Source organism: Embleya sp. NPDC020630 (assembly GCF_044334985.1).
In the GTDB taxonomy this organism is placed as follows: domain Bacteria; phylum Actinomycetota; class Actinomycetes; order Streptomycetales; family Streptomycetaceae; genus Embleya.
This window is the reverse complement of the sequence record NZ_JBIRUB010000010.1, coordinates 246,310-269,958: the sequence shown is the minus strand read 5'-3', so window position 1 is coordinate 269,958 and position 23,649 is coordinate 246,310. Positions and strand designations below refer to the sequence as shown.

Annotated in this window: 25 protein-coding genes and 1 pseudogene; 7 read left to right on the top strand and 19 right to left on the bottom strand. The window is 70.5% G+C overall.

Annotation, left to right across the window (positions count from 1 at the left end):
- Window positions 1-114 precede the first annotated feature (114 nt).
- The 3 genes from ACH4XV_RS30810 to ACH4XV_RS30800 all read right to left on the bottom strand — a co-directional run bounded on the left by ACH4XV_RS30810 (window position 115) and on the right by ACH4XV_RS30800 (window position 1,306).
- Complete coding sequence (locus ACH4XV_RS30810; RefSeq protein ID WP_078981957.1) at window positions 115-285, bottom strand: DUF5670 family protein; 171 nt, start codon at window positions 283-285, stop codon at window positions 115-117.
- A 145-nt stretch (window positions 286-430) separates the two neighbouring features.
- On the bottom strand, window positions 431-829 hold the full coding sequence (locus ACH4XV_RS30805; protein WP_395795484.1) for an ATP-binding protein: 399 nt from the start codon (window positions 827-829) through the stop codon (window positions 431-433).
- 147 nt (window positions 830-976) lie between these two features.
- Complete coding sequence (locus tag ACH4XV_RS30800) at window positions 977-1,306, bottom strand: hypothetical protein (RefSeq protein ID WP_395795482.1); 330 nt, start codon at window positions 1,304-1,306, stop codon at window positions 977-979.
- A 142-nt stretch (window positions 1,307-1,448) separates the two neighbouring features.
- Here ACH4XV_RS30800 and ACH4XV_RS30795 point away from each other — a divergent pair, with 142 nt between their 5' ends.
- Window positions 1,449-2,189, top strand: a complete 741-nt coding sequence (locus tag ACH4XV_RS30795; RefSeq protein WP_395795480.1) for a class I SAM-dependent methyltransferase — start codon at window positions 1,449-1,451, stop codon at window positions 2,187-2,189.
- 78 nt (window positions 2,190-2,267) lie between these two features.
- Here the strand turns inward: ACH4XV_RS30795 and ACH4XV_RS30790 are convergent, their stop codons facing one another.
- From ACH4XV_RS30790 to ACH4XV_RS30740, 11 genes are all read right to left on the bottom strand, one after another.
- Window positions 2,268-2,954 carry a hypothetical protein gene (locus ACH4XV_RS30790; protein WP_395795478.1) on the bottom strand — a complete coding sequence of 229 codons (687 nt, stop codon included), beginning with the start codon at window positions 2,952-2,954 and terminating at the stop codon, window positions 2,268-2,270.
- Between the two features lie 83 nt (window positions 2,955-3,037).
- A complete protein-coding gene (locus tag ACH4XV_RS30785) occupies window positions 3,038-3,760 on the bottom strand; it encodes an alpha/beta fold hydrolase (protein ID WP_395795476.1) in 723 nt (240 codons plus the stop codon).
- 67 nt (window positions 3,761-3,827) lie between these two features.
- A complete protein-coding gene (locus tag ACH4XV_RS30780) occupies window positions 3,828-4,799 on the bottom strand; it encodes an alpha/beta hydrolase (RefSeq protein ID WP_395795474.1) in 972 nt (323 codons plus the stop codon).
- A 172-nt stretch (window positions 4,800-4,971) separates the two neighbouring features.
- Complete coding sequence (locus ACH4XV_RS30775) at window positions 4,972-7,716, bottom strand: AAA family ATPase (RefSeq protein ID WP_395795472.1); 2,745 nt, start codon at window positions 7,714-7,716, stop codon at window positions 4,972-4,974.
- A 205-nt stretch (window positions 7,717-7,921) separates the two neighbouring features.
- Entirely contained in the window at window positions 7,922-8,887 is a 966-nt protein-coding gene (locus tag ACH4XV_RS30770; protein WP_395795470.1) for a helix-turn-helix domain-containing protein, read from the bottom strand.
- 152 nt (window positions 8,888-9,039) lie between these two features.
- The gene (locus ACH4XV_RS30765) at window positions 9,040-9,933 is read right to left on the bottom strand and encodes a helix-turn-helix domain-containing protein (RefSeq protein WP_395795468.1); all 894 of its coding nucleotides are present in this window, start codon (window positions 9,931-9,933) and stop codon (window positions 9,040-9,042) included.
- A 14-nt stretch (window positions 9,934-9,947) separates the two neighbouring features.
- Window positions 9,948-10,808: a helix-turn-helix domain-containing protein gene (locus ACH4XV_RS30760; RefSeq protein WP_395795466.1), complete on the bottom strand. Its 861-nt coding sequence runs from the start codon at window positions 10,806-10,808 to the stop codon at window positions 9,948-9,950.
- 127 nt (window positions 10,809-10,935) lie between these two features.
- A complete protein-coding gene (locus tag ACH4XV_RS30755; protein WP_395795464.1) occupies window positions 10,936-11,925 on the bottom strand; it encodes an alpha/beta hydrolase in 990 nt (329 codons plus the stop codon).
- Between the two features lie 216 nt (window positions 11,926-12,141).
- A complete protein-coding gene (locus tag ACH4XV_RS30750; protein WP_395795462.1) occupies window positions 12,142-12,348 on the bottom strand; it encodes a hypothetical protein in 207 nt (68 codons plus the stop codon).
- Window positions 12,349-12,394: 46 nt separating this feature from the next.
- Window positions 12,395-12,742, bottom strand: a complete 348-nt coding sequence (locus ACH4XV_RS30745) for a hypothetical protein (protein WP_395795460.1) — start codon at window positions 12,740-12,742, stop codon at window positions 12,395-12,397.
- Window positions 12,743-13,023: 281 nt separating this feature from the next.
- On the bottom strand, window positions 13,024-14,040 hold the full coding sequence (locus ACH4XV_RS30740) for an SMP-30/gluconolactonase/LRE family protein (RefSeq protein WP_395795458.1): 1,017 nt from the start codon (window positions 14,038-14,040) through the stop codon (window positions 13,024-13,026).
- Window positions 14,041-14,126: 86 nt separating this feature from the next.
- Between ACH4XV_RS30740 and ACH4XV_RS30735 the strand changes: the two genes are divergently transcribed.
- Window positions 14,127-14,603 carry a hypothetical protein gene (locus ACH4XV_RS30735; protein WP_395795456.1) on the top strand — a complete coding sequence of 159 codons (477 nt, stop codon included), beginning with the start codon at window positions 14,127-14,129 and terminating at the stop codon, window positions 14,601-14,603.
- Here ACH4XV_RS30735 and ACH4XV_RS30730 read toward each other — a convergent pair.
- Together ACH4XV_RS30730 and ACH4XV_RS30725 are read right to left on the bottom strand one after the other, a co-directional pair.
- On the bottom strand, window positions 14,533-15,660 hold the full coding sequence (locus ACH4XV_RS30730) for a sensor histidine kinase (protein WP_395795630.1): 1,128 nt from the start codon (window positions 15,658-15,660) through the stop codon (window positions 14,533-14,535). The two genes, ACH4XV_RS30735 and ACH4XV_RS30730, sit on opposite strands and share 71 nt — an antisense overlap.
- A 64-nt stretch (window positions 15,661-15,724) precedes the next feature.
- The gene (locus tag ACH4XV_RS30725; RefSeq protein ID WP_395795454.1) at window positions 15,725-16,420 is read right to left on the bottom strand and encodes a response regulator transcription factor; all 696 of its coding nucleotides are present in this window, start codon (window positions 16,418-16,420) and stop codon (window positions 15,725-15,727) included.
- Between the two features lie 157 nt (window positions 16,421-16,577).
- On the opposite strand from ACH4XV_RS30725, the gene ACH4XV_RS30720 reads away from it, so the two are divergent.
- The 4 genes from ACH4XV_RS30720 to vanX all read left to right on the top strand — a co-directional run bounded on the left by ACH4XV_RS30720 (window position 16,578) and on the right by vanX (window position 20,552).
- Window positions 16,578-17,732 carry a lipid II:glycine glycyltransferase FemX gene (locus ACH4XV_RS30720; protein ID WP_395795452.1) on the top strand — a complete coding sequence of 385 codons (1,155 nt, stop codon included), beginning with the start codon at window positions 16,578-16,580 and terminating at the stop codon, window positions 17,730-17,732.
- Window positions 17,733-17,855: 123 nt separating this feature from the next.
- Window positions 17,856-18,914, top strand: coding sequence for a D-isomer specific 2-hydroxyacid dehydrogenase family protein (locus tag ACH4XV_RS30715; RefSeq protein ID WP_395795450.1), 1,059 nt, complete (start codon window positions 17,856-17,858; stop codon window positions 18,912-18,914).
- The gene (gene vanA, locus ACH4XV_RS30710) at window positions 18,907-19,947 is read left to right on the top strand and encodes a D-alanine--(R)-lactate ligase (RefSeq protein WP_395795448.1); all 1,041 of its coding nucleotides are present in this window, start codon (window positions 18,907-18,909) and stop codon (window positions 19,945-19,947) included. Before ACH4XV_RS30715 ends, vanA begins: the two co-directional genes overlap by 8 nt.
- Window positions 19,944-20,552 (top strand): D-Ala-D-Ala dipeptidase VanX, encoded by a 609-nt coding sequence (gene vanX / locus ACH4XV_RS30705; RefSeq protein ID WP_395795446.1) that lies wholly within the window; start codon window positions 19,944-19,946, stop codon window positions 20,550-20,552. The genes vanA and vanX overlap by 4 nt, the downstream gene beginning before the upstream one ends.
- 218 nt (window positions 20,553-20,770) lie before the next feature.
- Here vanX and ACH4XV_RS30700 read toward each other — a convergent pair whose 3' ends face one another.
- From ACH4XV_RS30700 to ACH4XV_RS30690, 3 genes are all read right to left on the bottom strand, one after another.
- Complete coding sequence (locus ACH4XV_RS30700) at window positions 20,771-21,274, bottom strand: oxidoreductase (protein ID WP_395795444.1); 504 nt, start codon at window positions 21,272-21,274, stop codon at window positions 20,771-20,773.
- Window positions 21,271-22,233 carry a class I SAM-dependent methyltransferase gene (locus ACH4XV_RS30695; protein ID WP_395795442.1) on the bottom strand — a complete coding sequence of 321 codons (963 nt, stop codon included), beginning with the start codon at window positions 22,231-22,233 and terminating at the stop codon, window positions 21,271-21,273. The genes ACH4XV_RS30700 and ACH4XV_RS30695 overlap by 4 nt, the downstream gene beginning before the upstream one ends.
- 90 nt (window positions 22,234-22,323) lie before the next feature.
- Complete coding sequence (locus ACH4XV_RS30690; protein WP_395795440.1) at window positions 22,324-22,917, bottom strand: hypothetical protein; 594 nt, start codon at window positions 22,915-22,917, stop codon at window positions 22,324-22,326.
- 202 nt (window positions 22,918-23,119) lie between these two features.
- On the opposite strand from ACH4XV_RS30690, the pseudogene ACH4XV_RS30685 reads away from it, so the two are divergent.
- Window positions 23,120-23,455: pseudogene (locus ACH4XV_RS30685) on the top strand (LysR family transcriptional regulator); the annotation flags it as partial.
- Window positions 23,456-23,649: the final 194 nt, after the last annotated feature.

Sequence of the window (23,649 nt, the reverse complement as noted above, 5' to 3'; positions counted from 1 at the left end):
GCCCCCGCCGGGTGGGTTTTTGGGGGGGGGGGCCCCCCCCCCCCGGCGGGCCCCCCCCCCCCCCCACACCCCACCCTGTCGATGACGCGGTGGGAACCATATCGTTGTCGGGGTCTACCAGCGGTACCACCGGCCGCGCCGGCCGCCGGTGCCCGCGGAGCGGAATATGAAGCCCAGGGCCCATACGACCAGGACGATCACGGCTATCCACCACAGGGCCTGGAGAGCGAAACCGGCGCCGAAAAGGATCAGGGCGAGAAGCAGGACGACCAAAAGGGGAATCATTGTTTTACCTCCGCCCCACGTCTGCCCCGCCCTGGAGGGCGCATTCCCCGGAATAGGCGCGTTTCGCGGGGTCTTTCCCGGAAAGGATCCGCCGTTCGCTCCGTCTCGTCGGCCCTGCGGGCGGGCGGGTGGGTGCCGCGCGGCGTCAGGTGCGGATGTCGACGTGGATGCTCTTGCCGTGCGGGTGGTGTTCGACGCTCCACCCGGGGGCGAGGGTGTCGAGGACGCGCAACCCGTGCCCGCCGTCGGGTCCGGGGGTGCGGCGGACGGGCGGGTCCGGGGATGTGTCGGTGACGGTCAGGCGTACGCCGTCAGGGATGGGCGTCAGGGTGAGCACGGCGCCGGCGTCGGTGTGGCGCAGGGCGTTGCCGACGAGTTCAGAGGTCACCCACATGGCGGTGTGGACGCGTTCGTGGGTCCAGCCCCAGTCGGTCAGGGAGTCGCGGACCGCGTGACGGACCAGGCGTAAGGCGCCCGGTTCGGGTGGCACGTTCCAACGGATCGTCTCGCGAAGGTGGGGTGATGCGGGTGGTTCGTCGACCATGGCGATCTCCGGCGGTGGCCTCGGCGTCGAGGGACGGGGCATCCCTGCCCACAATCGACGATCCCAACTGCCCGGGACGGACGGCCTTCATCCCCCTTCGTCGGCCGCCGCCGTGTCACCGGACCCCTTCGGGGTTCGTCGCCGCGGTCACGGCAGGGAGGCGCCCTCGTATGCGCACAGCACCGCGCGTACCGAGCGCCTCGCGGCGCATCCGCCACGATGCCCGCGCAGCAGGTTCCACGCGAAGCAGATCACCATCGCGCCCGCGATGACGCCCAGGATCGCGAGGGCCATCATCGGACTGTAGGCGACGGAGGTCATCGCGCATGCGATGGCGATCGTCACGAGACCCCACCCGCCGGCCCGCAACACCGCCCACCACCCGACGCTTCCGGGATGCCGGCCCCGCCGCTCCTCGGCGAAGACGTGCCGCCCGGTGGCGCACAGAGTGTTGTCGACCCTGTCCAACTGCGTCATGGCCGCTCCCCCTGGCGAGTGCCCACTGGTACGACCGAGTATCGGCGCGCCCTTCACCCCGGGACGCACCGCCACAATCCTGTTACGCACTGTCACACGATTGTGACGAGCGCACTGGGCGGTACCTGGCAGGATGCCGGGCATGACGGGAGTCGAGGAGCCGGAAGAAGTTCGTCGGGCACGGTCGTTCGGGGCCGCAGCGGACGCCTACGAGCGTGGCCGCCCGCCCTACCCGCCGGAGGCGGTGGCCTGGCTGGTGCCCCAGGACGCGCGAACCGTGGTCGACGTCGGCGCGGGTACGGGCAAGCTGACCCGGGCGCTGCGGGCCGCGGGCCGGGAGATCGTCGCGGTGGAGCCCTCGGCCGGGATGCGCGAGCAGTTCTCGCACGTGCTTCCCGACGTGCGGGTCCTGGACGGGACCGGGGAGTCGATCCCGCTTCCGGATTCGAGCGTGGACGTCCTGGTCTGTGCGCAGGCCTGGCACTGGGTGAACCCGGAGCAAGCCGTCCCGGAAGCCGCCCGGGTGCTGCGCCCGGGCGGGCGACTGGGCCTGGTGTGGAACTTCCGTGATGTGTCGGTGCCTTGGGTGGCGGAACTCGACCGCGTCCTGCGTGACTACGCGGCGGCACCGACGAACGACCGGCACGTGGAGGACGTGGGCGCGCCGTTCGGCCCCGTGGAGCGGCAGGACTTCCGCTGGAGTCATCCGCTGTCGCCCACGGAGATCGTGGACATGGTCGCCTCCCGCAGCTACGTGATCACGCTGGAGCCGGCAGCGCGTGAGGAGTTGTTGTCACGGGTCCGCACATTGCTCGCCGCCGAGCGCCCGACGCAGATCCCCTACGCGACCGAGTGCTACCGAGCCGACCTCCCATCGTTGTGACCCGGGAGGCCGGCCGAGATCGCGTGTCGACCGGCCGAAGCCCTTGGTACCCGTCACGGCGAGGACGAGCGACCGCCGTCAGTGCTCGCCGCTCCTGGTGAGGGGGAGGCCGGCGAGGATACGTTCGCGGAGGACGGCGCCGCGAACGCCGATGTCGGCGAAATCGTCGGGCTCCGGTGTACCGGTGACGAGTAGTTCGGGGACCAGGAGGTCGGCGAGCGGGGCGTCGGGGGTCGGGTCGACGAGGCCGCCGATGTCCTCGGCGGCGAGGTCCAGGTAGGCGGGTGCGAGGGTCCTGCCGTACAGGGTGCCGCCGATCAGGTCGGGGCAGAACTCGTTGCGGAAGATCGACACGGTCGCGCGTACGTCACCGTGGATCATCACGAGTTTGTCGGTCATGTCGCCGGTGACGGAGTCGGCGGTCACGTCGCCGAGAACGATCAATTTCGTGTCGCCCGCCAGGTAGATGTCTTGTGCCCGCAGATTCCCCAGGACGATCAGTGCGGCGTCGCCGGCATCGATGTCGACTATGGCGCCGTCGACGGTCAAGTCGCCGTCGATGATGTATCCGGTCGCCGCCTCGGGCGCACCCTGTGCCCACGGCGTGCGCTCATGCTCGTCCAGGGGAAGTTCCCCGGTCACCGTGGCGGGCCCCGACACGAGGATGTACTCCTCCTCGTACAGGTTCTCGTACGTGCTCTCCGGCAGCCCTCGGCGCTCGAACAGGGCTACGGCGTCGTCCCATTGCAGGTATTCGCATCGCATGCGCCGAACCGTAGTACGGGGTCCCGACAGCCGCGCGGGGGTGCTCACCGTGTGACGAGTGCCCCCGCGCGGCCGTCGCCTCGTCAGCCGGTCGCGCGTACCGCTTCGCGGATCAGCTCGGCGACCTCCTTGGGCCGGGACACGGCCACGGCGTGCGAGGCGCCCTCGATCTCGACGATCGTCGCCCCGGCCCGCCGGGCTCCGAAGCGCTCGACCTCGGGGTTGATCGCCCGGTCCGCGCCGGCCACGAGCGCCCAGGAAGGCTTGGTCTTCCACGCGGCGGCCGAGGCCGTCTCCGTGAAGGCCGAGGTGGCCAGCGGACGCTGCGCCACGGCGAGGACCCTGGTGGCGGCGGCCGGGACGTCGGCGGCGAAGATGTCAGGGAACGCCTCGGCCCTGATGGTGACTTCGACGGCAGGCTCCGCCCCGTCCGTGGGGTACGTCGCCTCCTTGAGGTTGCCGACGAGCGGCGACAGGGGGAAGCGGCCCTGCAACTCGCCCAGGCTCTCGCCCTCTTCGGTGACATAGGCCGCCACGTACACCAGCCCGACGACGTTGTCCGCAACGCCCGCCACGGAGATGACCGCACCACCGTAGGAGTGGCCGACGAGCACCACCGGACCGTCGATCCGAGCAACCACCGACGCGATGTACGCGGCGTCGGACGCCAGGCCGCGCAGCGGGTTCGGCGGCGCGAGCACGGGGATGCCGTGGCTTTGCAGTTCCGCGATGACTCCGGTCCAACTGGCGGCGTCCGCGAAGGCCCCGTGCACGAGCACGGCTGTGGGGGTGGGATTCGTGGTCATGTTCGGGTTGTTCTCCCTGTTGTCGGGGGTCGGCGGAGGTTGTCGGAGGTCGACGTCGAGCGCGGTGTCAGCCGCTGTGCAGCGCGGTGCGCAGGGTGCCGGCGGCCAGCGTGATGGCGGCCTGGGCGGCGTGGGTCTCGCGGAGGGCGTTGAGCATCACGAAGTCGTGGATGATGCCCTGGAAGCGGACGGCGGTGACGGGGACGCCGGCTTCGCGCAGCTTGTTGGCGTACGCCTCGCCCTCGTCGCGCAGCACGTCGGCCTCGCCGGTGATGACCAGGGCCGGCGGCAGGCCGGTGAGCTGGTCGACGCCGGCCCGCAGCGGGGAGGCGGTGATCTGGGCGCGCTGCGCGGGATCGGTCGTGTACTGGTCCCAGAACCACTGCATGCCGTCGCGGCGCAGGAAGTAGCCCTCGGCGAACCGGTGGTACGACGCGGTGTCGAAGTTCGCGTCGGTGACCGGATAGAACAGCACCTGCTGCACGAGCGGGACGTCGCCGCGTTCCTTGGCCATCAGGGTCAGTGCGGCGGTCATGTTGCCGCCGACGGAGTCGCCGGCGACGGCCAGCCGCGAGCCGTCCAGGTTCTTGGCCGCGCCCTGCCGCACGATCCACTGCGCGACCGCGTAGTTCTGCTCGATGGCGACCGGGTAGCGGGCCTCGGGGGAGAGGTCGTATTCGGGGAAGACCACGGCGGCGTTCGCGCCGACGGCGAGTTCGCGTACGAGGCGGTCGTGAGTGTGGGCGTTGCCGAACACCCAGCCCGCGCCGTGGATGTAGAGGATCACCGGCAGGATCCCCTGCACGTCGGCGGGGCGCACGATGCGGGCGCGGACGCTGCCCGTCGGGCCGCCGGAGACGGTGATCCATTCCTCGTCGATCCGCGGCTTGTCGATCTCGCCGGACTGCACCTCGTCGACGGTCTTGCGCCCCTCGGCGGGCGGCAGGTCGAACAGGTAGGGCGGATTGGCGGTCGCTTCGGCGAACGCGGCGGCTGCCGGCTCCAGCACCGGCCGCACCGGCTCCACAACGTCGGACATGCGAATCTCCTGAGTTCCATGTGAGGTTTCGACCCCTCCGGACCAGACACGGAGATCTGCGGGGGCCGTCGATTCTCACGCTAGAACTGCGAAGTCGTCGGAGATTGACCGTCCGTGCACCGGGTTTGACCTCACAACGCATGCAAACGGCAGGCTCTGGTGCGCCGGTGCTTCAGGAGTCGTTTCCCAGGGCCCGGCCGATGGCCGCCCGGGAGGTGATCCCGAGCTTGGGGAAGATCCGGTACAGGTGAGCCGAGACCGTGCGCGGCGAGAGTTGCAGCCGCTGTCCGATGTCCTTGTTGGACAGTCCTTGCGCGGCGAGTCGTGCGATGCGCAGTTCCTGCGCGCTCAGTGGGGAGTTCGAGCCCCGGACCGCGCCGACCGGGTCGCCGGCGGCGCGCAGTTCCTGTTCGGCCAGTGCCCGCCACGAGTCGGCGCGGAGCCGACGGAACGTGTGATGGGCCTCGCGCAGCACGTCCCGGGCCTCGGCGCGATGCCGACGACGCAGCCACGAGCCGTGCGCCAGGCGCAGACGCGCCATGTCGAATACCCACTGCGCGGCGCCGGGCACCGCATACGCGTCCCGAAAGCGCGCGTCCGCGACCTGGTCCGGCGCGGTCGACGCGGCGGCCGCGGCGAGCAGGAACGCGTGGTGGTCGGAGATCTTCTCCATCCGGGCGGCTTCGCCGGCCGCCACGTGCGCACGCGCTTCCGCGAGCCGGCCGGTGCGTACCGCCGCCTCGACGAAGTCGAAGAAGACGAGATGGAACCACGGCATGCCGTGCGGCAGCACGCCCGGCTCGGTGAGTTCGGTCAGATGCGCATACGCCTCCTCGTACCGGCCGTGACCCAACGCCGCCAGGCCGCGGAGACGGGTGAGGTTGTCCAGGACGAAGCGCATCCGCGCGGTCGCCGCGACGGGCCGGATCCACCGGTCGACCTCGCGCAGCTCCGCCTCGGCGCCGCGACCCGCGAGGAAATGCGCGTAGTAGAAGCGGAACAACAACGCGTTGTTGCGATAGCCGATGTCGTCGGCGGCCTCCGCCTCCCGCAGGCACAGTTCGGCCGTGTCCCAGTTTCCGCGCAGGAAGTCCTGATAGCGCTCGGCCTTCGCGAGCGAGCCCTGGGTGGCGTAGCCGTGCCGGCCGGTGAATCGACGCCGCAGGTCCGCGTCGGCGGCGTCGACGGCCGACGCCGTCCACAGCGCGAGCCAGCCGTCCCCCGCGGCCTGCTCGTTGCTCATGTCCGTCAGCAGCTCCCGCAGTTCCTCGGCCACGCCGTGCGCGGTACGGGGCGGGTCCACCCACGCGCGGTAGCACAGCCGACCCAGGGGCGACGCCATCGGGAGCCGGCGGTCGAGGGCGTCCCAGCCCCGCGGGTCGTTCGTGAGGGACGTGGCGAGCAGCAGCTTGAAATACACCTGCTCGGCCAGGCCCCCGAACGAGTCCGCGCCCGGTTGCGCCAACGCCCGCAGGACCTCGGGCAGCAGCGTGAACGACGACTCGAAGTCGATGCGGTGACTTTGATCGACGTACACCACCGCGTAGCCGAACAGCGGGGCGATGTCGGCGGGGACCGGTCCCTGCTTCAGTTCGCCGACGAGCTGCGCCGTGTGGCACAGGCGGCCTCCGCGCGCGGCCATGACAGCGGCCCACGTCAACCGTCGGGCCCGCCGGTCGGGAGCCGGGCTCAGCGCGGCGGCGCGGTCCAGCAGCAGCGCGCCTTCGGCGTCTGTGCCTCGGCGCGCGAGCCGGTGACCGGCGTGTTCGAGGCGCGCGGCCAGATCCTCGTCGGGGAGAAGGGCCGCGGCGGCCTCGTGCACCAGGCGCCGCGGATCGTCGGGCAGCAGCGTTTCGGCGATCGTCCGGTGTGCCGCCCGCAGATCGTGGCCCGGGGCGGCGGCGATCACCGCGCTGCGCACCAGCGGGTGGCGGAAGACCAGCGCCTTCGACGCGTCGAGCCGGGCCAGGCCGCTCGCCTCGATGTGCGCGAGCGTGCGTTCCGCGTCGTCGCCCGATACGGTGCGCAGCCATGCGCCGGTATTGCCTGCCGCGGTGCCGCCGCACAGCGCGCTGAGCAGCAGGACACGCAGGGCGTCGGGCGGCAGCGAGTCGATCCGGCCGGCGAACAGGCGTTCCAGGCGTCGGCCCAGGGGCAACATCTCGGGCATCGGAAGGAGCCCCTTGACGTGGCCCTCCTCGAGCTGGAGCGGCAGTTCGACCACGGCGAGCGGATTGCCGTCGGCGGCGTCCAGCACCCGGTTCGCGGCCGTCGCGACCATGGCCGGGTAGCGTCGCCGCAACAGCTCTCCCGCGTCCGCGTGGGCCAGCGCGCCCACTTCGATGGGGTCGGCCGGCCAACCGTCGTGCGCGTCGGCGTCCGCGTCCGCCTCGGGACGCACGGCGCCCACGATGAGCACCGGCAGGTCGGTGACGCGCCGACGCAGGAACGCGAACACCGTCGCGCTGGACGCGTCCACCCACTGCAGGTCGTCGAGCAGGAGGACGAGCGGGCGTGAACGAGCGGCGTCGGCGAGCATCCGCAGGGCCGCCGCGCCCACCGCGAAACCGCCGGGCGGCATGCCTTCGCGCAGTCCCAGCGCCCGGTACAGGGCGTCGGCGTGCTCCGGTACGTCGTCGTCGCCGTCGAGGAGGGGCCACAGGACCTGGTGCAGTGCCCCGAAGGCCAGTCCCTGTTCCGCCTCGGAACCGACGGCGCGCAACACGCTGAAGCCGATCTGCCGGGCCTGGGTCTCCACCCACGCGAGCAGGGCGGTCTTGCCGATGCCGGCGTCACCGCGCAGCAGGACCCCGGTGCCCCTTTGGTCGACCCGGACCTCGTGCAGACTCCGGGCGAGCAGCGCCTTCTCGCGCTCGCGACCCACGAGGTCGTGGGCGCTTCGCTCCCGGCCGTCCACTGCCCGTCTCCCTTGTCATGGTTTCGCGCCCTCGGGCGGCCGGGACGGTGGTGTGCGCCGAAGGCCGGTGGACTCGGAAGATCCCCGAACCCCAACCGCTCCGTCGCCGGTCCACTGTAGTACCCCGCCTCATGGGAGTAGCCCGCCGCACCGGATCGGCTCGACCCGACCTCGAGAGCGCACGCGTCCCGTCCGCGTCGCGGAGCTACCCCGTCGCGAGCGGCCGGGCGCGGCGCGTCCCGAACGGCGTGCCGTGCACGGCCGCGAACGCCTCCGTGAAGTGCGCGGTGTCGGCGAACCCCCAGCGACGGGCCACCTCGGTGAGTCGCGGGCGCACGGCGGCGCGCCGGTCGAGTTCGCGGACGCACGCGTCGACACGTCGCCGCTCGATGATCCGGCCGAGTGCGGCCCCCTCCCCGTCGAAGAGTCGGTGGAGGTGGCCCACCGTGATGCGCTGCTGTGCCGCGATGGCCTCCGGGGACAGTCCGGGGTCGCCGAGGTGGGTGTCGATGTAGCCGAGGACCTGGTCGACGAGGTGTACCCGCGGGAGCGCGGCATCGGTCCGTGCGCCGTCGGCCCGGCACCCCTCTTCGAGGACGGTCGCCAGCAGCTCCGCCGTGTGGCCGGCGAGACGCTCGCCGATCCCGGCGGAGACCTGGACGCAGACGTCGGCGAGCCGTGCGACGAAGTCGACGAAGACCCCGCCGACACCGGATCCGGGCGCGATCACCCGACCCGTCGCGTCTTCCAACGCTCCGCCGAGCCGGGCGACGATGTCGTGTGGCAACCGCACGAGGTTCATCGTGAAGTCGTCGAACTGGCGGACGGCGAAGGGACGGCGCATGTCGACGAGGGCGGCCTGACCGCCCCTGAGTACGGTGTCGCGGCCGTCCTGCGCGATGGACGCGACGCCCTGACGCTGGAGGACGACGGTCACCGCGCCCAGTGGGTGACGGTCCGTCATCCGGGCGCTGCGACCGAACCCGAGGCCGCTCGACGCGACGGTGAGGACACGTGCGTATCCGATCCGGGTACCGGTGAATACGGCTCCGACCCGACGCCCGCGCGGAACGGTGACCCCGACCGGCCCGAGGGATCGGCGAAACGCGGCTTCGAGACGCTCACGCGCGTCGCGTTCGTCGTCGAACGTGGTTTCCAGCAGGATGTCCACACCGCCTCCTCACCAGGCCGCGATCAGTCGGGGTGCGCTCGTCGCGTACGCGCGGACGCGTTGGATCTCGGGCACCAGGTTACGGTCGTGCCTGCCGCGGGCCGGCGGCCGAGCCGGCATTTCGCCGACCGGGCCCGGGCCCGGGCTCGTGGTCAGGACTGTTGACGGGTGGGGACCGCCGGGTGCGGCCCCTGCCCCCGGTCGCGCCACTCCGTCGGAGAAACGCCGTACGTCGCGCGGAAGGCCCGGCTGAAGTGGGCCGGGCTGACGAAGCCCCAGCGTTGCGCGACCGCCGCCACGGTGGGGCTGGTGCGTCCGCGCCTGGCGAGTTCGCGAGCGCACTCCTCGAGACGGCGGCGCTGGATCAGCCTGCCCACGGTGGTGTCCTCGGACTCGAACACCCGGTGCAGGTAGCGCGGCGAGATGCGCTGCGATCGTGCGACGCGCTCCGGCGTGAGGTCGGGATCGCCGAGGTTCGCGTCGATGTACTCCCGTATACGAAGCGTGAGTTCGTCCGACACCGAGGTCGGCGCCGGCGTCGCCGACGGGGCGAGCTCGGTGATCAGGCTCGCCAGCAGCTCCGTGACATTGCCCGCCACTCTTTCGCCCACCGCCGGTGCGAAGGGATCCGGCGAACACGCCAGCGAGGTCAACACGGCCTTGACCACGGCGGAGACCCCGGTGCCCGGGACGATGGCCTGCGCGGTGACGGCACGCAGGTCACGGTCGGCGATGGCCACGGCCCGGCGGGGCACACGGAACGCGTGCACGCGCACGCGGCTCTCGGGTTCGAGGGTGAACGTCCTGTCCGAGTCGACGACGAAGAGTTCGCCCAGGCGCACGAGCGACCCGTGCCCGTCCTGGGCCACCCGGGAGGTGCCGAGATCCTGGAGTCCGACGCCGAGGTACGGGTCGGCCCGGTCCGCGAAGCGCGTGTGAACCGTGTGCGGCGCGCCCGGGTCCGCCTCGATCGTCGCGACCCGGAGGTAGCCGAGCCGGTTCGTGCGGAGCACACGTGGCAACGACGCCTGATCGGTGATGCTCACCTGTCGCTCCCTACTCAGCCCTCGTGTCCCGTGATGCGCGACTCGCGCCAGTCCCTGGGGGAGACACCGAAGGCGGCGCGAAAGGCCCGGCTGAAATGCGCCGGGTTGGCGAAACCCCAGCGCTGGGCAACGGTGGCGACCTTCACGGTGTTCCGGCCGGTACGCCCGAGTTCCCGGCGGCACTCGTACAGGCGACGCCGTTGGATCCAGCGGGTGAGGGTGATGCCTTCCCCCTCGAAGAGCTTGTGCAGATAGCGGACGGATACGTAGTGCGCCGCCGCGATGCGCTCGGGGCTCAGCCCCGGGTCGCCGAGGTGGCAGTTGACGTACCAGCGGATGTCGGCCATCAGTTCGTCGGCACGAGCCGGCTGCGGACTCTCGGCGAGTTCCGCGATCAGTGTCGAGACGAGGTCCGCCACGTGGTGGCTCATCCGGTCGAGCGGTACGTGGTCGGACCCCGAGGTTCGACACAGGGACACCACGGCCGACGAGACGAGGGCGGCGGTGCCGCGCTCGGCGTCGAGGACACGGCCGCTCGCTCGCCGAATGGCCGGGTCCGGTTCGGTCAGCAGTCCCCGGGCGAACGCCACGAGTGCCGGTTCGCAGGCTCCGACGGAGGTGAACGTCGGCGGGCGCCGGCCGTCGACGACGAGGAGGGCACCCGTCGAGAGAACGTCGTCGCCGTCGTCGGTGGTCACGGCGATCGATCCGGAGATGGGGACTACGACCATGATCGTGTCCGTGTCCGCGTCACCCCCGAGGCCGGGGAGTCCATCCCCGTCCAGGAGGCATACCGTGCGGGCCCGCAGTCCGGAGCGGTTGGCCGACGGGTGGCCGGACGTCGCCTCGGCCCGCGAGGGTTCGGTCACCGTCACAGGCCGCATCGTCACTCCGCCCGGGTCGCCGTCGTACGGCGCTGGACCGGCCGCTCGATGATCGTGCCGCGGCGTCCACGGGTGACGTTAGGTCAACTGACTCACGCGCGAGATCGGGTCGATCGACCTAGCGCCAGGTGTGCAAGGCGACGTGCAGCGTGTCGACGACCTGGATGCGCGCCGCCCGGGAGGCGTGGCTGTCACGCAGCGCGTCGAGGGCGACGAAGGCGTGAATCGTCCCGTGGTAGCGCAGCGAGACGACGGGGACACCGGCGGTGCGCAGCCTGGCGGCGTATGCTTCCCCCTCGTCGCGCAGGACGTCGGCCTCCGCGACGAGGATCAGTGCGGGGGGCAGGCCGGCCAGTTCGTCGACACCGGCGCGCAGCGGCGACCCGGTGCTCTCGTCGCGGAGCCCGGGATCGGGGACGTAGCCGTCCACGAACTCGGCATACCAGGACGTCGAGGCCGAGGCCGAGGCATCGGTGGTCGGGCAGATCAGCACCTGCTGAAGCAGCGGCGGACCGCCGTGGCGCATGGTGGCCAGGGTCAGGCCGGCCACCAGGTTCGCCCCGGTGGACACGCCGACGGCGGCGACGCGACGCGGGTCGAGTCCCACGTCCGCGCCGTGTTCGAAGAGCCACGCGGCAATCGTGTGGAGACCCTCCACCGTGGCGGGATGGCGCTCGCCGTGGGGGTGCGGCGGGTCGAGGACGACGACCGCGGCATCCGCTCCGAGCACGAGATCGCGCTCGAACGCCTGCTGCGGGGGAGCGTCGGTCCTCGTCCGGGACGGGCCGGGCACATACAGGATCACCGGCAGCGGCTCGTCGGCGTCGACGGGGCGCAGGACGCGGACGACCTGACGATCGTCGTGCGCGACGGGCACCGCCAGCCTCGCCTCCTCGACGTCGGGGACCGCGGCGTGGGTGCCGGACGTGATGTCGGACGTGATGCCGGACGTCTTCGAGTGCGGTCCCGGGAGGCGATCGTGGGGCCGCGCGGTCGAGCGCCCTCCGTCCGTCCCGGTCGAGGTCACGCGCCGGTGCTCGTCCACGAACGCGCGCACCAAGGGTTCGAGCACGACCGGTTCCCGTCCGGGTTGGGGTTCGTGGTCCACGGAGACTCCTGCTTCGGCATGCCCTCGGCCTCTCGACCGACGGGCGCGGCTTCCGATCCCCACCTTACGGAGCGGACCCGATGCGGGGGCCGCCCCTCCGGGGGAACACGTGCCGCTCCGTGCACAGATTCCTCCTCCGACCGCAGGCCGCCCCCATGAGCGCCGCCCGCAACCCACGGTGGGTGGGCCGCGACCGGCGCCCGGGGCGCGGGACGGTTACCCGCCCATGCACGCCTTCCACTGACCGCGGGCGAAGGCCTCGCCGCCGGACCAGTAGTTGTTGTTCCAGTCGATGGTGCACCGCTCCAGCTTGGAGTGCGCGTAGGGCGGGTTCGCGTGTGCCGCGGAACCGGCGGTCAGTACGAGCACCGGGGCCAGGACGGCCGCGCCCGCGATGGCGGTGGCGATGCGACGGATCTTCATGGGATCAACTCGCTTTTCCGGTAGGAGAATTGGTGCCGTGGTGCGGCTACGGTCGGACCGGAGTGAGTACGCTCGGGTCGATGATGATCGGTTTGTCGGGACGGAGATCGCCGGGACGGACGAGGTACGTCTGGCGCTTGGCATCGCAGGCCGTGTAGCTCCGCTCGGCGTGCAGCATCGAGTCGATGTGGCTGTGGCCGGTGGTGATCCAGGAGTAGTAGGCGGTCGTGTACACGACATCGCACCGGTAGGCGGCGGCGACGTTGGGGTCGGTGCCGGCCGGAGCCTCGACGGCGGCGGAGGCCGACGCGGCGCCCACGCCCAGCGTGCCGAGGGAGAGTGCGCCGATCGCGACCAGGCGAACCAGCCTGGCGCGCCCCCCGGTTTCGGGCACCGGGTCGGCTCGTTCGCGGAGAGTCGTTACGCTGCGTCTGATCTGCATGTTCGTCCCATCTCGTGCGGAGTGCGAGTGGCGCCGCGTCCCGACGGATCGGGACGTGCCTGGACGGCGCGATCCACCGGACCGGTACGGGGGGTCGACCACCGACCGCACCTGATTCGGAACGCGCTGTCGTTATCCTCGCCGTTGCGCTCGAGCGACGAAATCCCACGGATCTGGGAGGTTTCCGGGACTCGACGCCAAGTGACGGCCGATTCGCGTCCTCCGGTGGCTCTTCACCCGGCCGGGGGTGTGCGGGCCAGGACGACGATGTCGTCCTCGTGCAGGCCGGCCGCGACCAGTGTTCCGTCGTGTTCGGCGACGCCGGTCACGAAGGCGTACGAACCGTCGTCCGTGCGCAGGTCGTGGACGAGGCGGCCGTCGAGGTCGAACGCCATCACCCAGGCGATGGGGGCGGCCTCGGGGCGGAACGCTTCGGGGAGGTTCCACACCAGCAGCCGCAGGAAGCCCGGCAGCGGCAACAGCCGGTCCAGCAGCGCGTTTCGGGGCGCCACGATCGATACCCACACCAACCCGTCCCGGCCCAGGCTCATGTTGTCGGGCAGGCCGGGGAGGTTGTCGACGAAGGGCTCCACGCCGCCGGCGTTCGGGCCGGTGAGTCGGTAGCGGCTCACCCGGTACCCGCTGGTCTCGGCCACGAGCAGGTGGGAGGCATCCGGCGCGAGGACGAGGCCGTTGGCGAACTTGAGGTCGTTGCGGAGCACGGTGACGGCGCCGTCGCGGTCGCGGCGGACGAGCAGGCCGGTACAGGAGTGCTCCAGGAAGTCGCCGAGGTGGTGTTCCAGGTCCCAGCGACGCGTGGACACCGTGAACCAGACGGTCCCGTCGGGGCCTTCCACCACGTTGCTCGCGAAGGTGAGCGGCCGGCCCTCCACCGTGTCGACGAGCACTTCGACCGATCCGTCGGCGGACATGCGCAGCAGCCCCCGATCGTGGTCGCACACCAGGACGCCGCCGTCGGCGGAGGGTTCGAGCCCCAGCGGACGGCCTCCGGTGTTCCCGAGCACCGTGCGGGCGCCGGTGGCCGGGTCGATGCGCACGACGGTGCCGTCGTCGAGGCCGACGAGCAATCGGCCCCGCGCGTCGAAGATCACGTCCTCGGGACCGTGACCGCCGGTCGCGATACGGCGGTCGACGACGAACCGGCCGGTGACGTGCGTGCGTCCCCCATCGGCGGGGGCCGGGGGAGGAGTCCAGCGGCGGGGCGAGATGAGGCGGCGGGTCGCGGTCATGGTGGGCTCCGTGGCGGTGGGTCGGCGATGCTCGGGGCGCGGCGGTGGGTGACGGACTTGTCGTGGGTGGGGGATAACCCGCGGGAATGAGTCATGTGACGTGGGATGCCCTGGCCGCGACACCCCTCCCCGAGGTGCGGCGCCGCGCGGCCGTCATGGACGACCTCGCCGGTGTCGCACCGGTGGCGGTGCCCGGCGCACGGCGCCTGGCCTGGAACGACGACGGCGGCGGCGGTCAGTCCGCGGTCTGGCACTTCGCCGAGGACGGCCGTGTGCTGCTGTTGACGTTCGACCACGAGTCGGCGTTGAACCTGTACGCCGAGGAGGACTTCGCGCTTCAGGAGTCCTTCTTGTGCGTCGAGCGAGGCGAGGAGCAGGCGCGGCGCCCGGCCGGCCTCGACACCGCGTACGTCCACCGCCTGGCGGCCGACCTCCTCGACGCATGCCCGGAAGCCGACCGGTCACGGGCGACGACGGCCTCGGCGGGCCCGCTCACGGTGTCGCGCCCGCATGCCGTGCCCTCGGGACGGATACGCGATTTCTGGCGGGCAGTTCGACGGTGATGCGCAGTCCGCCCCACGGGCGTGGGGTGATGACGAGGGATCCGTCGTGTACCCGGACGATGCTCTTGACGATCGCCAGCCCCAGGCCGACGCCCGCGTGGTCGTTGCGGATGCGTTCGGTGCCGCGCTGGAACGGTTCGGTGAGGGTCGAGACCAGCTGGGCGGACAGCACCTCGCCGCTGTTTTCGACCGTGAGCACCACGGCGTTCGCGCGCACGCGGGTCTCGACCCACACGACACCCTGTTCGGGCAGGTTGTGCACGATGGCGTTGTGGACGAGGTTCGTCGTCATCTGGAGCAGGAGCGCCGGTGACCCTACGGTGGGGGTGATCTCGCCGGAGGCGTCGATGGTGACGCCGCGTTTCTCGGCGAGCGGGAGCAGTGTTTCGGCGGCTTCCTCCACCAGGAGCGACAGGTCGACGGGTTCGCGGGTGACGGAGCCCTGGTCGGTGCGGCTGAGCACGAGCAGCGCCTCGGTGAGTTCGATCGCCCGGGCGTTGACGGCGTGCAGGCGGGCGACGAGTTCGCCGTGGTCCTGGGTCGGATTGTTGCGGGCCACGTCGAGCAGCGTTTGCGAGATCGCCAGCGGGGTGCGCAGTTCGTGCGACGCGTTGGCGGCGAATCTTCGTTGTTCGGCGACGTGTTCCTCGAGTCGGGCGAGCATCGCGTCGAAGGTGTCGGCGAGTTCGCGGAACTCGTCCTTGCGGCCCCGCAACCGGATCCGGTGGGAGAGCGACCCGTCGGCGGCCTTGCGCGTGGCGTCCGTGATGCGGGTGAGCGGGGCGAGCATGCGACCGGCGAGAATCCATCCGCCCACCAGACCGAACACCAACAGGAAGCTCATGATCGTGGTCGCGACCGGCATGAAGGTGCGCAGGAAGATCAAACGACCGTGCCGGGGGACCAGACCGTCGCTGTCCCTGATCGGCTTGTAGGGCACATAGCGCCATATGGACCACCACAGCACGATGAGCAGCAGAAAGCCGGCCAGCATGAGGAATCCGGCGTAGCTGAGGGTGAGTTTGAGGCGGGCGCTCAGCCCGGGAGCCCGCTCCAGTGGTTGCTCGGGTGTGCTGTGCACGGCCGGCGGAGGCGCTTTGCCCAAGGGGTGTACGGACGCCCTATGCACGGTCGTTCCCCTCGCGATCGTGCTCAGGTTGGGTGTCGATGCGATAGCCGACGCCGGGTACTGTGAGGATGATCCAGGGTTCGCCGAGCCGTTTGCGCAGGGCCGAGACCGTGATGCGTACCGCGTTGGTGAACGGGTCGGCGTTCTCGTCCCATGCCCGCGCGAGGAGTTCCTCGGCGCTGACGACCCCGCCCTCGGCGGCGACGAGCACTTCGAGCACCGCGAACTGCTTCCTCGTCAGCGCAACATAGCGCCCGTCGCGGTAGACCTCCCGGCGAAACGGGTCCAGCCGCACACCCGCGAGCTCGCGTACCGGGGGCCTGCTGTGTGCGCGTCTGCGGTCCAGGGCCCTGAGCCTGAGCACCAGTTCGCGCAGTTCGAACGGCTTCGTGAGGTAGTCGTCGGCGCCGAGTTCGAACCCGGTGACCTTGTCGTCGATGCGGTCGGCGGCGGTGAGCATGAGGATGGGCATGCCGCTGCCGGAGGCGATGATGCGGGTGGCGATCTCGTCGCCCGAGGGCCCGGGGATGTCCCGGTCGAGGATGGCGATGTGGTAGCTGTTGATGCTCAGCAACTCCAGTGCGGTGTGGCCGTCTCCGGCGATGTCGGCCGCGATCGCCTCCAGACGCAGGCCGTCGCGGATGGCTTCCGCCATGTAGGGCTCGTCCTCGACGATCAGCACACGCATGCCCCGATGCTACGAGGCGCCGCATATCGTCGGTCTATCGAAAAGTGCATACGTATCGGCAACGGGACGCCGCCTTCACTGGCGCAATGTCCTACCTCCGGCCGACAGCGCCTTGTACCTCCCCGTCCGATCGGGCCGACGCGGGGACGGTGCGGCGATGAGCCGAACCGCACCCCGCCGCAACTCCCCGGCCGCGGGAGCACGTTTGACCGTCGCGTCGATCGGCGCGAACGAGCACTTGGCGTTCGTGCGGGCGCAGCGCTCGGTCAGCTTTCTGCAGACCCCGGCGTGGGGCCGCGTCAAGACCGAGTGGCGCAGCGAATCGGTCGGCTGGTACGACGGCCCGCGGCTGGTCGGCGCCGGGCTCGTGCTGCACCGTCCGGTGCCGCGGCTGGAGCGGTACACGCTGGCCTATCTGCCCGAGGGGCCGACCATCGACTGGACCGGTGAGATCGATGCCTGGCTCGACCCGCTGGCGGCCCACCTCAAGGCGCGCGGGGCGTTCGCGATCCGGCTGTGCCCGCCGGTGCGCATGGACACCTGGAGCGCGGAACAGGTCAAGGAGGGCGCCGCCGACCCGGGCATCCGGCGGCTCACCGACATCCCCGGTCGCTCGCCGGACCCGGTCGGCGCCCATGTGAGCGGCCGGCTCCGGGACGCCGGATGGTTGCCGCAGAGCCCGGAGGACGGTTTCGGGCTCGGCCAGCCGCAGTTCAAGTACGAGATTCCGCTGACCGGCAGGACCGAGGACGACCTGCTCGGGGGCATGAACCAGCTCTGGCGGCGCAACATCAGGAAGGCCGAGAAGGAGGGCGTCGAGGTCGCGATCGACGCGGACCTGGCGGCGTTCCACGACCTCTACGTGCACACCGCCGAACGCGACCGCTTCATTCCAAGGCCGCTGAGCTACTTCGAGAGCATGTTCGCGGCGATGAACGCGGAGGATCCGGAGCGAATCAGGCTCTATGTGGCTCGTCACGAGGGCGACCCGGTGGCCGCGACCATTCTGGTCCGTGTCGGTGCGCACGCGTGGTACTCGTACGGCGCGTCGTCCACCGCCAAGCGCGAGGTGCGCGGCTCCAACGCGTGCCAGTGGGCGATGATCCGCGACTCGCTGGCGGCCGGCTGCGACGTCTACGACCTGCGCGGCATCACCCCCACCCTCGATGCCGACGATCCGCACGTGGGCCTGATCCGGTTCAAGGTCGGCACCGGCGGTCGGGCGGTGCGATATGTGGGGGAGTGGGACCTGCCCCTGCGACCGATGGTCTACCGGGCCTTCGACCTGTACATGAGGCGCCGCGGGCGATGACGGAAGCGTTCGCGCCGAACCACGCGGGTTTGCCGTTCTCCGATAGTACCGATGAGTAACATAGCGTCGGCATATCGAAATGCGCGTACGTTCCGACAACGCCACGATGCCTTTACTGGTGACATGAGTCATCGCGATCCGATACCAACCGAGACCCGCCGCACCGGAACTGCGGCGTCCTCGTCCTCGTCTTCCCCCTCTTCCCCCTCGGTTGCCCGAACCACGGGAATCACGATCTATGGCTGTGAGCGGGACGAGGCCGCTCTGTTCCGCGAAATGTCACCCCGCTTCGACGTGGTGCCGACCATTACCGCGGCGGCGCCCTCCGAGGCCAATATCGAGCTGGCGTCGGGGAACCGCTGCATCAGCGTGGGCCACAAGGCGCGCATCGCCGATGCCACCCTCCTCGCGCTCAGCCGGGTCGGCGTGGCGTATATCTCGACACGAAGCATCGGATACAACCACATCGATGTGAAATACGCGGAAAGTGTCGGGATCTCCGTCGGCAACGTCGTCTATTCCCCCGACAGTGTGGCCGACTACACGCTGATGCTCATCCTGATGGCGCTGCGAAATGCCGGATCCATCATCCGCCGTGCGGATGCGCACGACTACTCACTCGACGATGTGCGCGGGAAGGAGTTGCGTGACCTGACCGTCGGGGTGGTGGGAACCGGGCGCATCGGCGCGGCCGTCGTGGACAGATTGCGGGGCTTCGGCTGTCGGATAGTGGCCCACGACACCACTCCCAACGTCGCGGCGGATTACGTCGATCTCGACGAGCTGCTGCGCGTGAGCGACATCGTGACGCTGCATACACCGCTCACGGCGGACACCCATCACCTCATCGACGGCCGACGCATCGGGCGGATGAAGGACGGTGCCTTCATCGTCAACACCGGACGCGGCGCACTGATCGAAACCGAGGCCCTGATCGCGGCGCTGGAGCGCGGCGAATTGGGCGGCGCGGCGCTGGACGTCCTCGAAGGAGAGGAAGGAATCTTCTACGCCGACCGCCGGGGCAAGCCCGTCGAAAGCAAGTCGCTGCTGCGGCTGCACGAGCTTCCGAATGCTCTGATCAGCCCGCATACCGCCTATTACACCGATCACGCCCTCCGGGACACGGTCGAAAACTCCATCGTCAACTGCCTGAAGTTCGAGAGCGGGGATCAGCGTGGCTGAGACACGAATCGGGATCATATTCGGGGGCAGCTCCGAAGAGCACTCCATCTCCGTCAAATCGGCGCGGATGGTCGCGGAGAACCTCGACCCGGAAAAGTATCTGCCCTTCTGGGTCGGGATCACGAAGAGCGGCGCCTGGAAGCTGTGTGACGGCCCCGACCCGGACTGGGAGGACGGCAACTGCCGTCCGGTCGTGCTGGCACCGGACCCGAGCGTGCACGGACTGCTCCTCCTGGAGTCGGGTCGCTACGAGACGATCCGCCTGGATGTGGTGTTGCCCGTGCTGCACGGCAAGCTCGGCGAGGACGGCGCGCCGCAGGGTCTGCTGGAGCTCTCCGGAATACCCTATGCGGGCTGCGACATCCAAAGCTCCGCGCTGTGCATGGACAAATCCCTCGCCTATGCCATTGCCGCGGGCGCGGGGATCGACACGCCGAACTTCATCGGTATCACGGCGGACGAGAAGGTCGACGCCGACGGGATCTCCTATCCCGCGTTCGTGAAGCCGGCCCGTTCCGGATCGTCGTTCGGGGTAGGCAAGGTCTCCCGGCCGGAAGAACTGGCCGATGCGATCGCCGAGGCACGTCGATACGACTCGAAGATCCTGATCGAAGAAGCCGTCGTCGGCAGCGAGGTCGGATGTGCGATATTGGGCAAGGATCCGGAATTGATCACGGGCGAAGTGGATCGTATCGCGCTGTCGCACGGATTCTTCAAGATCCACCAGGAGGCCGCGCCCGAAAACGGCTCCGACAATTCGACACCGATCGTGCCCGCCGACATCCCGGCAAAGTCGCGCGCTCGCGTCCAGGAGACGGCCAAGGCCGTCTATCGCGCCCTCGGATGCAGGGGGCTGGCGCGCGTGGACATGTTCCTCACGCCGGCCGGAAACGTGGTTCTCAACGAGGTCAACACGCTCCCGGGGCTCACCTCGTACAGCCGTTATCCGCGCATGATGGCAGCCGCCGGATTCCCGTTGTCCGAAGTGATCGATCGGTTGGTGTCGTTGGCGATCGAGGGAAAGAATCGATGAACGACGACTTCGCCTTCGTCGACGAGCTGATCCCCGGGGTGCGGTGGGACGCCAAGTACGCCACCTGGGACAACTTCATCGGCAAGCCGGTGGACGGGTATCCAGCCAATCGCATCGTCGGCACGAGGGCCTTGTGCGCGGCCCTGAAAAGAGCACGGGAAGAGGCCGCATCGGTCGGCTTCGACCTGCTTCTGTGGGACGGCTACCGCCCCCAGCGCGCGGTCGACCGATTCCTGAGCTGGTCGACCGAGGCGGAGGACGGTCGGACGAAGCCGCGACACTATCCGAACATCGACAGGGCCGAGATGTTCGAAAAGGGGTATGTGGCCGCCAAGTCGGGCCACAGCCGAGGCAGTACCGTCGACCTGACGCTCTACCACCTGGATACCGGCGATCTGGCTCAGATGGGCGGCCACCACGACCTGATGGACCCGATCTCGCACCACGGCGCACGGGGGATCACGCAGGTCGAAACGACCAACCGGCAATATCTCCGCTCCATCATGGAGGCCGCCGGGTTCGGCGCGTACGACTGCGAATGGTGGCATTACACGCTGAAGGACGAGCCCTACCCGGACACCTATTTCGATTTCCCGATCGCATAGTCGGGAAGCCCCCGACGGCCGGGCACGCCGAGGCTCCGGCGGTTCGCGCGACCGGTGACGGTCGTCCCGAACCACCGGAGCTCGCGGTGACGAAGACTCGGCCCGCTCGGCCCGCTCGGCCCGGTCGGTCCGGCTACTCGGCGCGCTTCGCGTCGAACCCGGCGAGGCTCCGGCGGGCGGTTCGCTGGATCCTCTCGTCGCTCTCGAGCGGTGATGTTCTAGATCGGTGTCCGGTACCAGCGGCGGTGTACGTACGGCTCGACGAGGAGGATTGCGCTCCCCGCGGTCGCCGCGACGGCCGTGCCGGCGGGTGTTGTCCATCCTGCGGCGATGACGCCGGCTGCGACCAGCAGCGGTCGCGCCATGGTCAGCGGGCCGAGTCCGGCGAGGATGGCGAGCGTGGCGAGGCGGAACGAGCCCGCGAGGTAGCAGAGCATCGACACCGCGACGATTCCGGCGTAGGGCAGCAGGACGGCGAGCATCCGCCATGCGGCCGCGTCGAGTTCGGCGTAGCGGGCGCCGCGGTCGTCGGCCGCGCCGAGTACGGCCAGGGCCACGGCGGCGCTCGCGGCGAGCGCCAGTGCACCCGGAAGCAGGCCGCGTCGGGCGGCCCGCAGGTCGGCGGCTCGGCGACGGATCCGGCCGTTGCGGCCGTTGGAGGCCCGGAAGCCGGCCAGTGCCGCGTCGACCATGCCGAGGGCCACCAGCAGCACCACACTCATCCCGCGACCTCCTGGAGCCTGCGGGCATCCTTGCCGAGTGCGGCGCGCAGCGGGGCGAGGAGGTCGGGGCGCACGCCGAGTACCGGGCGCAGCGTCGTGCACAGGGGGTTGCTGCGTGTCTTCGGCTCGTGGATCAGTGGCACGAGTGGATGCGCGGCGTGGGCGGCGCGCAGCAGGGTCGTGTCGTCGTGGGCGCGGCGCGCGGAGGCGGTGCCGTCGTGGCGGCCGAGGGGGTCACGCATGCGGGCGCGGTGGAAGAGCCAGGCGCCGAACGGGGCGATGCGGGTGGTGGCGATGTCGTAGTGGCAGAAGGCGACCGTGTCCGGGGTCGCCTGGGCGGCGAAGAAGGCGTCGAGGTCGGGGCCGCGGAAGTGGTGCAGGAGGCCGGTGGAGATGTAGACCGTCGCCGTACGGGCCGCGGCATCCGGCTCGGGGATCGCCCCGGGCGCGGTGTCGTCGAGCCGGAAGGCGTTCGCGCGCACGAACCGACAGGGGAGCCCTTCGTCCTGGGCGAGTCGGGTCGCCTCGGCGACCAGCGCGGCGTGCAGGTCGGCGCCCACCAACTCGACGTCGGGTCCGAGTACTTCGTGGGCGGCGAGCCAACGCACGACATGGCCGAGACCGCAGCCGACGTCGACGACCCGGATACGATCGGGCGCGCCTTCGGCGGAGCGGACCGCGGCGAGCAGCGGCCCCAACAGGTGGGCGAGCCGTTCGGGAATGCGCAGTTCCTCGCTCAGGCGCTGGAGTTCGGTGTGCACGGCGACCAGACGGCGGTCGACGTACGCCGCATCGAGCAGGCCGCCGTCGACCACCGGCAGTCGCGCGGCGATCCGCGCGCCCCGGGACTGACCCGCCGCGCGCAGCGTCGCCACCACGTCGGCGCGCGCGACCGGCACCCGCTCGAGTGAGCCGGGCGCGTGGCCGACGATCAGGTCGGAGACTTCGAGACGGGACACCGAAGCACGGTACGCCGCACGGCCCCGCCCCCGTCGGCCGCCCCCTTGCCTCGGAGCGTCGGGTCGCACATCGGAGCGTGCCGGATCGGGTCAGGTCAGGTCGATTGTCAGGCGGTCGTCGTCCCTGGTTGGGTGTTCGATGGTGATTGTGCCGGTGGCGGCGATGTAGGTGCCGGTGCCGCCGGTCACCGCGAAGATGTGGGACCACGGCGTGTAGGTCAGTGCGATTTCGGTGACCGACGGCAGGGGGCGTGGGAATCCGGAAGCGGCGGTGATCAGGCCGTCGTTCAGGCTCAGGACGAGGGTCGAGACGACGAAGGCGCCGTCCGGCCCGACCGTCACCGGGACGGTGAACGCGCTTTCCGTGCCCGCCGCCTTCCCGTCCGCGTCGGTCAGGTCGTAGTGCACGAAGAATCCGGCGCCCGGTGTCAGCACGTTCGGGATGTTCGCGCCCGATCGCTTGCCGGTCAGGGTGAACTTCCCGGCCCGGGGCGGCGCGGCGCCGGCGGCACCCCCGGCGCCGACGACCAGGCCCGTGCCGACCGCGGCGGCCGAGGTCAGGCGCAGAGCGCTCCGGCGGTCGATACTCGTACGGTCGGCATTCGTCATGTGTACCCCGCGTTCGTCGTGGGACCGGCGCGCGGATCCGCCCACCGTGGCGAGGACTTCCTCCCCCATCGGCATGACAACCCCTCCGCCGCTCAGCCGGATTCACCGCAATGGGCGAACGTCCCCCGTGCCCCGTACAGCGCCCGGCTCGCCTATGTGCCCTCGGGCAGCCCCTGCGTCGACCAACCGGTCCCGATGCTCGGCCATCTGTCGCCCGGCCGGGCCTCGCGGGACCGGCTGACGGTCTCGAAGGAGCGCAATCGGCCACGCAGCAGCGCGTCTGGAGATCGCCGATCTGGGCGACCGCCGCTGGTTCCAGTTCCCACCGGGCACCGACCCGATCTGGCAGTCGTATTGGAACGCCGGCGAGCCGCGCGAGGGCCCGGTGGTGCGCGTCGTCCAGGAATGTGTGCAGGCCGTGCTCTGGAACAGCACCGTCGGTCTGGCTCCGCTGGGACACGGCCTGGCGGAGAACGTGCTGCCCGAGAACCTGACCGTGGTTCCGCTGGTCGACATGGCGCCGAGCCGGGTGGTCGCGGTGTGGAACGACGGCGACAGCAACCCGTTGATCCGCTCCTTCGTCGAGATCGCGACGGCGGCGTACCGCCGCTGAGCACGCGAGCGGCGATGGCCCGGCTGCGACGGGTGCTTGCGTGCGGCGCGCGGAGGGTTCGGGCATCGATGTGGCCGAACTCGATTCCGTCGGCGATGGTCCTTCCGGGATTCGGGGTCTGCGGGGCGGTGCTTCGGGTGTCCCGGTGCCGCCCGCCCCCAGTATTGCGGTGCGTGCCTCCCGGCCGGGGCAGG

Excerpts from the sequence above, each read along its gene's own strand:
- ACH4XV_RS30810 (WP_078981957.1), bottom strand. The coding sequence starts at position 285 with ATGATTCCCCTTTTGGTCGTCCTGCTTCTCGCCCTGATCCTTTTCGGC.
- ACH4XV_RS30805 (WP_395795484.1), bottom strand. The coding sequence starts at position 829 with ATGGTCGACGAACCACCCGCATCACCCCACCTTCGCGAGACGATCCGT.
- ACH4XV_RS30800 (WP_395795482.1), bottom strand. The coding sequence starts at position 1,306 with ATGACGCAGTTGGACAGGGTCGACAACACTCTGTGCGCCACCGGGCGG.
- ACH4XV_RS30795 (WP_395795480.1), top strand. The coding sequence starts at position 1,449 with ATGACGGGAGTCGAGGAGCCGGAAGAAGTTCGTCGGGCACGGTCGTTC.
- ACH4XV_RS30790 (WP_395795478.1), bottom strand. The coding sequence starts at position 2,954 with ATGCGATGCGAATACCTGCAATGGGACGACGCCGTAGCCCTGTTCGAG.
- ACH4XV_RS30785 (WP_395795476.1), bottom strand. The coding sequence starts at position 3,760 with ATGACCACGAATCCCACCCCCACAGCCGTGCTCGTGCACGGGGCCTTC.
- ACH4XV_RS30780 (WP_395795474.1), bottom strand. The coding sequence starts at position 4,799 with ATGTCCGACGTTGTGGAGCCGGTGCGGCCGGTGCTGGAGCCGGCAGCC.
- ACH4XV_RS30750 (WP_395795462.1), bottom strand. The coding sequence starts at position 12,348 with ATGAAGATCCGTCGCATCGCCACCGCCATCGCGGGCGCGGCCGTCCTG.
- ACH4XV_RS30740 (WP_395795458.1), bottom strand. The coding sequence starts at position 14,040 with ATGACCGCGACCCGCCGCCTCATCTCGCCCCGCCGCTGGACTCCTCCC.
- ACH4XV_RS30735 (WP_395795456.1), top strand. The coding sequence starts at position 14,127 with ATGAGTCATGTGACGTGGGATGCCCTGGCCGCGACACCCCTCCCCGAG.
- ACH4XV_RS30725 (WP_395795454.1), bottom strand. The coding sequence starts at position 16,420 with ATGCGTGTGCTGATCGTCGAGGACGAGCCCTACATGGCGGAAGCCATC.
- ACH4XV_RS30720 (WP_395795452.1), top strand. The coding sequence starts at position 16,578 with ATGAGCCGAACCGCACCCCGCCGCAACTCCCCGGCCGCGGGAGCACGT.
- ACH4XV_RS30715 (WP_395795450.1), top strand. The coding sequence starts at position 17,856 with ATGAGTCATCGCGATCCGATACCAACCGAGACCCGCCGCACCGGAACT.
- vanX (WP_395795446.1), top strand. The coding sequence starts at position 19,944 with ATGAACGACGACTTCGCCTTCGTCGACGAGCTGATCCCCGGGGTGCGG.
- ACH4XV_RS30700 (WP_395795444.1), bottom strand. The coding sequence starts at position 21,274 with ATGAGTGTGGTGCTGCTGGTGGCCCTCGGCATGGTCGACGCGGCACTG.
- ACH4XV_RS30690 (WP_395795440.1), bottom strand. The coding sequence starts at position 22,917 with ATGCCGATGGGGGAGGAAGTCCTCGCCACGGTGGGCGGATCCGCGCGC.